Here is an 11,954-nt window from a genome sequence, read left to right on the forward strand (position 1 = left end):
TATTACGTGGAAGTTAGACGCGTGTACTGCGCCAGATCCCGGCGGACCCGCGCTCAACGCGTGCTGCGCCGCGCTCCACGTGACCAGCATCGTGCCGTGACGCACGCGTTGCAGGCATCGGGCAATACAGTCGTGCCCGGTCAGATTTTCCCTGCGTCTGCGCAGGCTACGCCATCGACCAACGGGCGGAGTTCCGCATCGAGGGCGACGCGCTCATCGAACACGAAGCATCGACCGTCGTAGCCCTCACCACCGACGTCCTCGAAGTACCCCAGGATGCCGCCTTCCAGCTGCAGCACGTTGTCCATGCCCTCGGCATGCATCCACAGCGCAGCCTTTTCGCAGCGGATGCCGCCGGTGCAGAAGCTCACCACCGTGGCATCGGCAAGCGCTGCACGGTGCGGCTGCAATGCCTCGGGCAGTTCGGTGAACTTGTCGATCGGCAACGTGAGTGCGCCCTGGAACGTGCCATACGCCACTTCCTGGGCATTGCGGGTATCCAGCAGCACCAGCGGGCGGCCGTGATCGTCGTGCCCCTGCTGCATCCATTTCCGTAGCACTGCAGGCGCGACCGACGGCGCGCGGCCTTGCAGCGGCGAGGCATCATCGCGGCGGAAGCTGATGATTTCCGGCTTGACCTTGACCTTGAGCCGCGCGAACGGTTGCTCAGCGCTATGGCTGTATTTCACGCGCATCTGTGCAAAGCGCGCGTCTGCATGCAGCCAGGCATAGAAGCCTGCGATCTGCTCGGCATCGCCGGCCAGAAACAGGTTGATACCTTCTTCGGCCACCAGCACCGAACCCTTCAGCGCATGCTGCTGGGCGCGCTCCAGCACGCTGTCCGCCAGCTGTTGCGGGTCGTGGATCGGGGCGAACTGATAGGCAGCGGTATTGGTGATCATGGCGCTATTTTAAGCCCGATCCGCTGCGGCGGGTTATCCGCGCAATAGCAGGAACGGCAGCAATACCAGCGAGGCGATCACCAACATGCCGACCAGGGTAGCCAGCACGAACAATGGCCGCCGACGCAACAACGCGCCGAAGGTTTCCGCGGTCCCCGACGCCAGCGCCTGCTGCCGCTGCGCACGCGCATCGGCACCGCGCCGGGCCTGGTACGCATCCATCAGTGCCTTGGCACGTGGATAGTCCGCATCCTCGCTAAGCCAGATGCCGCCGGCGGAAATGCCCCAATTGCTGGGGCGCGTTTCGTAGGTCTGCACCAGGTTGTCGCGCATCAGTGCCCGCACGTCGTCGGCTTCGTCGTCGGGGACATTGCGTAGGTTGAGCAGCAGTTTCGCCATGACGCGATGATAGCGGGAGCCAGGTGCGATAATGCGCGCCTCACTCCTGTGGATCACGCCATGCGCCTCTTTTTGACGCTTTGCGCCGCCCTGCTGCTGGCGAGCTGCGCCCCTGCCCTGCCCCCGTCCGGTGGCACCATCGCCGCGTTCGAGCGGATCGATCGCACCGTCGGCACCGGCGCCGAAGCCACGCCCAATGCGTTGGTCACCGTGCACTACACCGGCTGGCTATACGACGAGAAGGCGGCCGACAAACACGGCAAAAAGTTCGACAGCTCACTGGATCGCGCAGAGCCGTTCCAGTTTGTGCTGGGTGGCCGCCAGGTCATCCGCGGCTGGGATGAGGGCGTGGCCGGCATGCGCGTCGGCGGCAAGCGGACCTTGATGATCCCGCCGGAGTTCGGTTACGGCGACAAAGGTGCCGGTGGGGTCATTCCGCCGGGCGCCTCGCTGGTGTTCGACGTCGAACTGCTTGGCGTGCAGCCGCGCTGAGCACGCACCTCATGACCGATGGAAACACACCGCGGCTCGCGGTGATTGGTGGCGGCCCGGCCGGCTTGATGGCGGCCGAGGTCGCGCGCGCCGCAGGGCTTGTGGTGGATCTTTATGAAGCAAAGGGGTCGGTCGGGCGCAAGTTCCTGATCGCCGGCAAGGGCGGCTTGAACCTGACCCACTCCGATCCGCCGCCTGTCTTCGCACAGCGCTATCGCGAACGCAGCACCGAGGTTGGGCACTGGCTGCAGGCGTTCGACGCCGAGGCACTGCGCGCGTGGGCGCGCGACCTGGACGTGGAGACCTACGTTGGAAGTTCTGGCCGCGTATTTCCGATGGACCGCAAGGCCGCTCCACTGCTGCGCGGCTGGGTGCGACGGCTGAAGGAACAAGGCGTGAGCTTCCATGTGCAGCATCGTTGGCTCGGCTGGGATGACGATGGTGCGCTGCGCTTCGCCACACCAACCGGAGAGCAGGCATTCGCGGCCGATGCGGTCGTCCTGGCACTGGGAGGCGGCAGCTGGCCGCAGCTGGGATCGGATGGGCAATGGATACCCCTCCTGGAGCAGCGCGACATCGCGGTGGCACCATTGCAGCCGGCCAATTGCGGCTTCGATATCGCATGGACGCCGCATTTTGTGCAGCGCCACGCCGGTGCGCCATTGAAGGCGGTGGTTGCCCAGTGGCAAGGGCGCGATGGTGCGACACAGGCGCTGCAGGGCGAATGCGTGATCACCGCAACGGGGATCGAAGGCAGCCTGATCTATGCGCTGTCGGCGGACCTGCGCACGCAGATCCAGACGCATGGCACGGCGACGCTCTGGCTCGACCTGGTACCCGGCCGCACGCTGGAGCGGCTGCAGGTGGATCTGCAAAAACCGCGCAACGGGCGCAGTTTCAGCGAGCACCTGCGCCGCCAGACCGGCATCGACGGCGTCAAGACTGCCCTGCTGTTCGAACACTTAGGCAAGCAGGCCGGCGATGACCTCACGCGCGTTGCGCAGGCGCTCAAACAGCTACCGCTACGTTTGCTCCGGCCACGGCCGTTGGCGGAAGCGATCAGCACGGCCGGCGGTGTACGTCTGGAGGCACTGGATGCGCAGCTGATGGCGCGTGCGCAACCGGGGGTGTTCTGCGCCGGCGAAATGCTCGACTGGGAAGCCCCGACCGGCGGTTATCTGCTGACGGCGTGCTTTGCCAGCGGCCTGCGCGCGGCGCAGGGCGCGGTGCAGTGGCTGCAACGCGGCGCTACAGCCGAGCGTTGATCGACGCGCGCGGCCACACCGATTTGACGTCATAGAACACCGCGCCCGGCTTGCCGAGTGCGGCGATGCGCTGCGCATCGTAGTCGCGGTACTGCGCGTGCGCCACCGCCAGGACCACGGCATCGTAGGCGCCCTCTTCCGGCGTCTCGCACAGCTGCACGCCGCCGTGGCGCAGCGCGTCTTCGGGATCGGCCCACGGGTCGCAGGTATCGACCTGCGCGCCGGCGGCCTGCAGCAGCTGCACCAGTTCCAGGGCACGGCTGTTGCGCAGATCCGGGCAGTTCTCCTTGAAGGTGGCGCCGAGCACCAGCACTCGCGCCTGCGGTGGTGCAATCCCTTGCGCCGCGAGCAAGCTGCAAACGCGCTCAGCCACGTGGCGGCCAACGCGATTGTTCACCTGCCGCGCAGTGTGGATCAGGTCCGGGTGGTAACCCACGCTCTCGGATTTGTGCAGCAGGTAATACGGGTCCACACCGATGCAATGCCCGCCGACCAGACCGGGCCGGAATGGGAGGAAATTCCACTTGGTGCCGGCGGCTTCGAGCACATCGAGCGTGTCGATGCCGAGCTTGTCGAAAATCAGCGCCAGCTCGTTGACCAGCGCAATGTTGACGTCGCGCTGGATGTTCTCCACCACCTTGGCCGCTTCGGCTACGCGGATCGATCCAGCGCGCCACGTGCCGGCCGTGATGATGCTGGCGTAGAGCGCATCCACCGCGTCCGCGGCGTCGGGTGTGGAGCCGGAGGTGATCTTGCGAATGTCGCGCAGCCGCCGCTGCCGGTCACCCGGGTTGACGCGCTCGGGGCTGTAGCCACAGAAGAAATCGGCGTTGAACCGCAGCCCGGAGGCTTCTTCGAGCAGCGGCACGCAGACTTCTTCGGTGGTGCCGGGGTACACGGTCGATTCGTAGATCACCAGATCGCCTGGCTTGAGCGCAGCGGCAATCAACGCGGTGGCACTGCGCAATGGTTCGAGGTCCGGCTGTTCGAAACTGTCGATGGGCGTGGGTACGGTGACGATGAAGATCGTGCAGCCCGCAAGTTCTGCAGCGTCGGCGGTGTAGCGTAACTGCCGTGCAGCGGCGAGTTCCGCATCGTCCAGTTCCAGCGTGGCATCGTGGCCCTGCTGCAACTGCGCCACGCGCTGCGCATCGATATCGAAGCCCAGCGTGTCGCGCCGCTCACCGAACGCGACGGCCAGCGGCAGGCCAACGTAGCCCAGGCCGATGACGGCGATACGCGCCTGAAGCGGGTCGAACGGCGGGGTGCGGGACATGCGGTTCCTTCGATCATGCGCGGCACGGCACCGCGCGCCAGTGCGGCGGCAGCATAGCGCAGCCGGCAACCGCCCGGTCAGCCGCTCTGCACGCGATGGAGATTCACAATCGCCCCGCAATCAGGCACGCTATCGGTCTGCCCGGGTGGCGAAATTGGTAGACGCAAGGGACTTAAAATCCCTCAGCCGCAAGGCTATGCGGGTTCGACCCCCGCCCCGGGCACACCTATCGCACGCTCCATCAGATCGCTTTCGAGTAGCGCACGGCCTGCCCCACAGGTTGCAGATAGCGGTCAAAGCACATGGCAGCCAGGCGGACCAGCGGCCACCCTGTTGCGGTGACATCAACGCACAGGCCGCGCACCTCCACCAGGCCATCGGCGGCAAGCACCTCCAGCGCAGCCAACGCGTCATCGAAGCATTGCCGCGCATCGCACTGATGGCGTTGCGCCACGGCAGCCAGATCCACACGTCCGCAGCACAGTAAGGCCTGGATGACCTCCGCGCGCAGCAGGTCGTCTGCACTCAGTTGCATCCCGCGGCACACGGGCAAGGCACCGCGATCGACCGCTGCTTCCCACGCAGCCAGTTCGCGTGGATTCTGGCTGTAGCTGTCGCCAACATGGCTAATCGCACTCACGCCCAAGCCGATCAGATCGGTATCGGCATGCGTGGTGTAGCCCATGAAATTGCGCTGCAGATCGCCGCGCCGTTGCGCGATCGCCAGGTCTTCGCTGGGAAGCGCGAAGTGATCCATGCCGATGTACTGGTAACCCGCCGCCGACAACGTACGTACGGCGAGCCCGAGCAGCGCCAGCCTCTCTTGCGCGGAAGGCAACTCCTGCACATTGATCTGCCGCTGCGCCTTGAACACATGCGGCAGGTGCGCATACCCGTAGATCGCCAGCCGGTCTGGCCGCACCGCCAATACGCGGTCCAGCGTGCGCGCGAAGCCCGCCTGCGTCTGCCGCGGCAAACCGTAGACCAGATCCACGTTCACCGAGGCGATGCCTGCCTGCCGACATGCAGCGATGAGTTCCAATGTCTCCTGCTCGCCCTGATGGCGATTGATCGCTGCCTGCACGTCCGGATCGAAGTCCTGGATGCCCAGGCTGACCCGGGTGAATCCGATTTGCGCCAGCGCGGCAATGTCGTCAGGTTGAACAGCCCGAGGATCCAGTTCGATCGAGATGTCGCGACCGGGATCGATACTGAAACGAAAGATGCGACGCAGGCCATCGAGCAAGTCGCCCAGCAGCGCAGGCGAGAGAAAATTGGGCGTCCCGCCACCCAGATGCAGCTGCACGACCGTTCGACCGCGCTCCAGATGCTCGGCGGCGCTGGTCGCCTCGCGGAGCAGCCGCGCGACATAGGCCTGCCCCTTGCTCGCGTCGCGCGTGATGATCCGATTGCAGCCGCAGTAGAAACAGGGACTGCTGCAAAACGGCACATGCACGTACAGCGATACGGCGCGCCCAGGGCGCTGCTCCTGCGCGCGCAAGAACGCCGCCTGCAACTCCGTGGCACCAAACCCGGGCTGGAAGTGCGGCGCGGTGGGATAGGAGGTGTAGCGCGGGCCTGGGCGGTCGTAGCGTTGCAACAACGCGTGATCGAAGTTCCAACGGGCATGCGCGGCAGCGATATCGGGTTCCATGCGCGCAGCGTGCCGTACCTGCGACAGAGGCGCCTTGATCAGAATCAATCTGCCATCACGTGGCGCAGGGAGTGGCACGCCCGCTGAAATCACATTCGCCCTGCAGCGCTGTCAGCGTGTGGTGCAGCCAGCTTGCACAGCAACTGGCGCATCGCTCATACGGTGCCAGTGGGCGGCGCAGTGAATTTTAGATCCCGCAGCATTCAGTTGCCCGACCATCGCTGCACGACATGCAGCTCATCCACGCCACGTGCAACCCAAATAAAAAAGCCATGGACTGTAAAGTCCATGGCTTGAATTTGGAGCGGGAAACGAGACTCGAACTCGCGACCTCAACCTTGGCAAGGTTGCGCTCTACCAACTGAGCTATTCCCGCGTGGAGCGATATTCTACAGCTTGTCACCGTTTTGCGCTAGCCCTATCGCCGCGTTGGAGGCAGGGAAAACACACACGATGTGGAGGCCTGGGCCGGAATTGAACCGGCGTACGCGGATTTGCAGTCCGCTGCATAACCACTCTACCACCAGGCCGAAACATCAAACCCAAGGCATCCTGCCCTGAAACAACACGACCCCGCGCACGGGGCCGCGTTTACATCTTGGAGCGGGAAACGAGACTCGAACTCGCGACCTCAACCTTGGCAAGGTTGCGCTCTACCAACTGAGCTATTCCCGCTTGGGAGGCGAAATTTTACAGTGAACGGGATAGCTGTCAACTGTTGCTTTCGACTTTTTTCGGTTTGTTGGTAATCGCGGCCTTTTCATCGGCACGCAAACTTGGCCATGCGGCCTGCAGATACTGGAAACCCGACCACAACGTCAGCAATGCGGCGATTGCCAGGGTCCAATATCCCGCCTGGAAGATCAGGTTGCCCAGCCAGATTTCATGCGTGGGCATCTGCCCCGGCGTGACCGAATACAGCAAACAGAGCAACGCAACCATCTGTGCGGTGGTCTTGACCTTGCCGATCATCGCCACGCGCACCTTGGCACGCTGGCCGATCTCGGCCATCCACTCGCGCAATGCAGACACCGCGATTTCGCGCCCTACGATGACCGCCGCCCAGAACGCCATCCACGGTGTGGGATGCCCTTGCACGATAAGGAACAACGCCACGGCGACCATCAGCTTGTCGGCCACCGGGTCCAGAAATGCGCCAAACGCCGAATACTGGTGATAACGCCGCGCGACCCAGCCATCCAGCCAGTCGGTGATCGCGGCCAGGGCAAACACACCGGCCGAGGCGAAATTGGTCCACTTGTACGGCAGGTAGAACACCACGACCAACACCGGGATCATCACGATCCTCAGCAGTGTCAGCCACGTGGGGATGGTCAACTTCATTACGGACTCGACTCGCCTGCCGCATCGGGGAGCGCCAGCCCGTGCAGGTTAGCGTAGATTCGCGCGGCGAGTGCGGCATTGACCCCCTCCACCCGCGCAATCTCCGCTTCGCCGGCCGCCTTGAGACCGACCAGGCCGCCGAAATGCTTGAGCAGGCTGGCGCGCCGGCGTGGCCCGATGCCGGGAATATCTTCCAGCTTGCTGGTCATGCGTGCTTTCTGGCGGCGTCCACGGTGGCCGGTGATGGCAAAACGGTGCGCTTCGTCGCGAACCTGCTGAATGAATTGCAGTGCGGGCGATGCGGCGCCGGGGCGCAGCTCGCGGCCATCGGCCAGGATCAGCGCTTCGTGCCCTGCCCTGCGCTCTTCACCCTTGGCCACGCCAACCAGCAACACATTCTCGATGCCTAGGTCGGCCAATGCGGCTTGGGCCTGCGCCAACTGGCCGGCGCCGCCATCGATCAGCAACACGTCGGGCAGCACGCCGTTTTCTTCCACCGCGCGACGGAACCGGCGCTCGATCGCCTGGCGCATGGCGGCGTAGTCGTCGCCGGGGGTGATGCCGGAAATGTTGAAGCGCCGGTACTGCCCGCGCACCGGGCCGCTGGCATCGAAGACCACGCACGAGGCCACCGTGGCTTCGCCCATGGTGTGGCTGATGTCGAAGCATTCCACACGCTTGACCTGCTCGGCCAGGCCAAGCATTTCGCGCAAGGCTTCGCTGCGCGCGTGCTGCGCGCTCTGGCTGGTGAGTTCGGTGACCAGGGTCAGCTGTGCGTTGCGGCTGGCCAGCAACAGGTAGCCGGCGCGTTCGCCACGCACGCTCCACTTCAGCGCAACCTTGTGTTCGGCTGCGGCACTCAATGCTGCCTCGATCAGCTCGGCGTCGGGGATCTCGCGGTCCAGCAGGATTTCGCGCGGCGGTGCATGTTCGGCGTAGTACTGCGACACGAACGCGGCCAGGATCTCCTCGGCGCTGTCTTCGCCGTTGGTCTTGGGAAAGAACGAACGCGTGCCCAGGTTGCGCCCGTCGCGGAAACTGAGCAGCAGCACGCAAGCCTGGCTGGACTGTGTGGCGCACGCCAGCACGTCCAGATCGGCGGCGCGCCCGTCCACGTACTGGCGGTTCTGCATGCTGCGCAGCGAGGAGAGCAGATCGCGCAGACGGGCGGCACGCTCGAATTCGAGCGCCTCGCTGGCCTGCTGCATCGAGTGCATGATTTCTTCGCCGAGCTGGTCGCTCTTGCCTTCCAGGAACATGGTGGCGCGGCGCACGGCTTCTTCGTAGTCCTGCGCCGCCACCAGATCCACGCACGGCGCACTGCAGCGCCCGATCTGGTACTGCAGGCACGGCCGCGAGCGATTGCGGAACACGCTGTCCTCGCAGCTGCGCAGCTTGAACAATTTGTGCATCAGGTTGAGCGTTTCGCGTACGGCGGTGACGCCGGCATACGGGCCGAAGTAGCGCCCGTTCACCGCGCGCGGGCCACGGTGCAGCGCAATGCGCGGCCAGTCTTCGCGGGTCAGCAACACGTAGGGATAGCTTTTGTCGTCGCGCAGGGACACGTTGTAGCGCGGCGACAACGACTTGATCAGCTGGTTTTCCAGCAGCAGCGCTTCGGCCTCGCTACGGGTGACGGTCACGTCCATGCGCGCGACCTGCGACAGCATCGAAGTCAGGCGTGCGTTCTTGGGTGTGCCGTTGAAATAGCTGCCCACGCGCTTGCGCAACGCGCCGGCCTTGCCGACATACAGCAGGCTGTCGTCGGCCGCGTACATGCGGTAGACACCGGGTGCGGTGCTCAGGCGGGCGGCGAAGGCCTTCCCATCGAAATCAGCTTGTGGCCTTGCGCTCATTCGTCTATCGAAACATCACTCAATGCGCCTGTTGCCAGGTCGTAACGCAGCACGGCGTGCGCGTCGGTTTCGGCGATCCACACCGCGCCGCCGGCAACGGCCAGCCCTGCCGGGCCATGTAGGCGCCGCGGCAGGGCGACCGTGGTCAGCTCGCCGCCGCCCAGGCGCAGGCAGCGCAGCCGACCATTGCCGGTGTCGGCCACCCACAGCATCGGCGAATCGGCGGCCAGCGCGATTGCCTGCGGAAACTGCAGGCGTGCAGTGCTACGTGGGCCATCGTCTTCACCGAACTGCCAGGTGCCCTGCCCACCAACCAGGGTCTGCACCAGGTCGCCACGCAATTGCATGGTGCGGATCGACGACCCCAGCCCATCGCAGACGTAAGCCACCTGCTGGACCGCAGCCAGGCCTGCCGGCTGTGCGAAAGCAGCGAGATGGCCGCTGCCGTCGCGGATTTCAAGGGAGCCGGTGCCGGCGCGCGCGGTCAGCGCGGCGCGGCCCAGGTGATAGCTCCAGATGCGGTTGTCGCCGGCCATCGCGATCAGCAGCTGGTTATCGGCAACCGCAAGTCCTTGCGGGTAGTTCAGCGGCGACGCGCCCGCACTGGCGAGCGGGCCTTCGATCGGTTCGCCGCTGCGCCCGGTGCCGCACAAGGTGTCGACCTGGCCGCTGCGCAGGTTGATCCGCCGCAAGGCGTGGTTGCCCGTATCCGCCACATAGAGTTCTTCGCGCTCAAGCGCCAGGCCCTGCGGGCGTCGAAATGCCGCTTCGCCCACGCCGCCATCGATGAGGTCGGCATTGCCGTGGCCGAACTGACGCAGCACGCGGCCGCTGTGGGTGCATTCGAGGATGCGGTGGTGCCCGGTGTCGGCGATATACAGCCGGTCTTCGGTCGCCGCCAGGCCGGTGGGGAAGCGCAACGCCAGGCGCGGCTCAGGGTCGCGCTCAGCCACACCGTGCAGATCGGCATCGGATGGCGGCTGCTGGCCTTCGCACAACGCGGCCAGTGCCTTGTCGAGATCGCCGGTGACGCCGACCAGCCGCTGCCGCTCGCGGCCATAGGCGTCGAGCAACACCAGGGTGGGCCAGGATTCGATCCCGAAACGGCGCCAGGTTTCCCAGTCCTTGTCGAGCAGGATCGGCGCACTGACGCCATGCCCGCGCAACTGCTTGAGCGAGCGCTGCGGCATGCGTTCGCTATCGAAGCGCGGCACCTGCACCACGATCACCTGCAGCCGGCCGGGGCTGCGCGCCTGCCAATGCGCAAGCTCGGCCAGCCGCTCCGCGCACCACACCGAGCTGGCATTGACGAACGCCAGCACGAGCGCGCGGCCGCGATGCTCCTGCAAGGTGGAGGGCCTGGCGTTGAGCCAGGTGGGAAATTCCGGCAGTTCCTGGGTGAGCTGGGCAGTCATGCCGTGATTATGCCCAAGCCCGGTCAGCCGCGGGTGAGTCTGGCCACGGTCTGGCGCGCGGCGGTATCGACCAGCCGCCAGGCCAGTTCGAACTCCTGCTTGCCGCCGGTGTACGGGTCGGGGATATCGCTGCGCTCGTCCACGCCGGCCCACGGCAACCACAGCGCAACCTTGTCGCGCAGCGATGCGGGTGCAAGCCGCTGCAGATCGCGCAGATTGCTGGCGTCCGCACACAGCAGCCAATCGAAGCGTTCGAAATCGGCCAGCTGCACCTGACGCGCGCGCAATCCGGAGATGTCCACGTCGTGACCGCGTGCGCAGCGGATGGCACGGGCGTCCGGTGGTTCACCGGCATGCCAATCGCCGGTGCCGGCCGAATCCACTTCCACACGGCGTGCCAGCGGCGAGGCGTCCAGACGCGCGCGCAAGGCGCCCTCGCCCATCGGCGAGCGACAGATATTGCCCAGGCAGACGACCAACAGCCTCATGCAGACGCCAATTGCGCTTGCGCGCGCTGCAGGTCTTCCGGCGTATCGATGCCGGGTGGGAACTGCTCAGGCGTCAGCGCCACCGCGATGCGGTAGCCGGCTTCCAGCACACGCAACTGCTCCAGCGATTCGATGCGCTCCAGCGTGCCCGGCGGCATGGCTGCGAACTGCTGCAGAAACCCGGCGCGGTAGGCGTAGATGCCGATATGCCGCAGCCAGTGATTGCCGGCCGGTACCGCATCGCGCTGGCTAGCAAAACTGTCGCGATGCCACGGAATCGGCGCACGGCTGAAGTACAACGCATCGCCATGGGCGTTGCGCACCAGCTTCACCACATTGGGATCGAACAGGTCGTGTGCGCTGTCCACCGGCGCGGCGAGCGTGGCCATCTCCGCGCCGGAGCGTTGCAGCACCTGGGCCACTGCACGAATGCCGGCAGCCGGTGCGAACGGTTCGTCGCCCTGCAGGTTCACCACGCAGGTAGCCGCATCCCAGCCGGCAATCCGCGCGCACTCGGCCAGCCGGTCGGTGCCGGACAGATGCACGCTGCTGGTCATCGCCACACGCACGCCGGCCAGGCCCTGGATGGCCTCGGCAATGCGCGCGTCGTCGGTGGCTACCCAGACCTCGCGAGCACCGGCTGCCAGCGCACGCTCGGCCACGTGCTGGATCATGGGGCGATCGCCGATCAGCTGCAGCGGCTTGCCGGGCAACCTGGTGGAGGCATAGCGCGCCGGGACGGCCACCACGAAGGCGCTGGACGCGTCGTCCGACGCGATGGGAGACGCTGCAGAAACTGGTTGCACGGTGTCCTCGCTGGTTGGAAAGGATGGAGGCTGCATCGACCGGCGGTTATCTCGCTG

Annotated in this window: 11 protein-coding genes and 4 tRNA genes; 3 read left to right on the top strand and 12 right to left on the bottom strand. The window is 65.6% G+C overall.

Annotated elements, in window-relative coordinates:
* Positions 1-140: 140 nt before the first annotated feature.
* Complete coding sequence (locus QRM89_RS16545; RefSeq protein ID WP_115573020.1) at positions 141-902, bottom strand: sulfurtransferase; 762 nt, start codon at positions 900-902, stop codon at positions 141-143.
* A gap of 33 nt (positions 903-935) precedes the next feature.
* Positions 936-1,301 (bottom strand): DUF6164 family protein, encoded by a 366-nt coding sequence (locus tag QRM89_RS16550; RefSeq protein ID WP_012438461.1) that lies wholly within the window; start codon positions 1,299-1,301, stop codon positions 936-938.
* Between the two features lie 60 nt (positions 1,302-1,361).
* Here QRM89_RS16550 and QRM89_RS16555 point away from each other — a divergent pair, with 60 nt between their 5' ends.
* Positions 1,362-1,793 carry an FKBP-type peptidyl-prolyl cis-trans isomerase gene (locus tag QRM89_RS16555; RefSeq protein WP_014507823.1) on the top strand — a complete coding sequence of 144 codons (432 nt, stop codon included), beginning with the start codon at positions 1,362-1,364 and terminating at the stop codon, positions 1,791-1,793.
* A gap of 11 nt (positions 1,794-1,804) precedes the next feature.
* Positions 1,805-3,058 carry a TIGR03862 family flavoprotein gene (locus QRM89_RS16560; protein WP_285448510.1) on the top strand — a complete coding sequence of 418 codons (1,254 nt, stop codon included), beginning with the start codon at positions 1,805-1,807 and terminating at the stop codon, positions 3,056-3,058.
* Here the strand turns inward: QRM89_RS16560 and QRM89_RS16565 are convergent.
* Positions 3,042-4,334 (bottom strand): nucleotide sugar dehydrogenase, encoded by a 1,293-nt coding sequence (locus QRM89_RS16565; RefSeq protein WP_115573022.1) that lies wholly within the window; start codon positions 4,332-4,334, stop codon positions 3,042-3,044. The genes QRM89_RS16560 and QRM89_RS16565 overlap by 17 nt on opposite strands.
* A 139-nt stretch (positions 4,335-4,473) precedes the next feature.
* Here QRM89_RS16565 and QRM89_RS16570 point away from each other — a divergent pair.
* Positions 4,474-4,557, top strand: a tRNA-Leu gene (locus tag QRM89_RS16570).
* 18 nt (positions 4,558-4,575) lie between these two features.
* Here the strand turns inward: QRM89_RS16570 and hemN are convergent.
* From hemN to kdsB, 9 genes are all read right to left on the bottom strand, one after another.
* Positions 4,576-5,988, bottom strand: a complete 1,413-nt coding sequence (gene hemN, locus QRM89_RS16575; protein WP_285448511.1) for an oxygen-independent coproporphyrinogen III oxidase — start codon at positions 5,986-5,988, stop codon at positions 4,576-4,578.
* A 300-nt stretch (positions 5,989-6,288) separates the two neighbouring features.
* Positions 6,289-6,364: transfer RNA gene (locus tag QRM89_RS16580), tRNA-Gly, on the bottom strand.
* Positions 6,365-6,444: 80 nt separating this feature from the next.
* A tRNA-Cys gene (locus QRM89_RS16585) sits at positions 6,445-6,518 on the bottom strand.
* Between the two features lie 69 nt (positions 6,519-6,587).
* Positions 6,588-6,663 (bottom strand) — tRNA-Gly (locus QRM89_RS16590).
* A 36-nt stretch (positions 6,664-6,699) separates the two neighbouring features.
* Complete coding sequence (gene pgsA, locus QRM89_RS16595; protein ID WP_011037265.1) at positions 6,700-7,332, bottom strand: CDP-diacylglycerol--glycerol-3-phosphate 3-phosphatidyltransferase; 633 nt, start codon at positions 7,330-7,332, stop codon at positions 6,700-6,702.
* Positions 7,332-9,188, bottom strand: a complete 1,857-nt coding sequence (gene uvrC, locus QRM89_RS16600; RefSeq protein ID WP_285448512.1) for an excinuclease ABC subunit UvrC — start codon at positions 9,186-9,188, stop codon at positions 7,332-7,334. Before uvrC ends, pgsA begins: the two co-directional genes overlap by 1 nt.
* Positions 9,185-10,603, bottom strand: a complete 1,419-nt coding sequence (locus QRM89_RS16605; protein WP_161960860.1) for a hypothetical protein — start codon at positions 10,601-10,603, stop codon at positions 9,185-9,187. The genes uvrC and QRM89_RS16605 overlap by 4 nt, the downstream gene beginning before the upstream one ends.
* A gap of 23 nt (positions 10,604-10,626) precedes the next feature.
* Positions 10,627-11,091 carry a low molecular weight protein-tyrosine-phosphatase gene (locus QRM89_RS16610; protein WP_012438238.1) on the bottom strand — a complete coding sequence of 155 codons (465 nt, stop codon included), beginning with the start codon at positions 11,089-11,091 and terminating at the stop codon, positions 10,627-10,629.
* Positions 11,088-11,897, bottom strand: coding sequence for a 3-deoxy-manno-octulosonate cytidylyltransferase (kdsB, locus tag QRM89_RS16615; RefSeq protein ID WP_014507831.1), 810 nt, complete (start codon positions 11,895-11,897; stop codon positions 11,088-11,090). The genes QRM89_RS16610 and kdsB overlap by 4 nt, the downstream gene beginning before the upstream one ends.
* Positions 11,898-11,954 lie beyond the last annotated feature (57 nt).

Origin of the sequence: Xanthomonas sp. LMC-A-07, from assembly GCF_030208825.1 — a bacterium.
Lineage (GTDB): Bacteria > Pseudomonadota > Gammaproteobacteria > Xanthomonadales > Xanthomonadaceae > Xanthomonas > Xanthomonas campestris.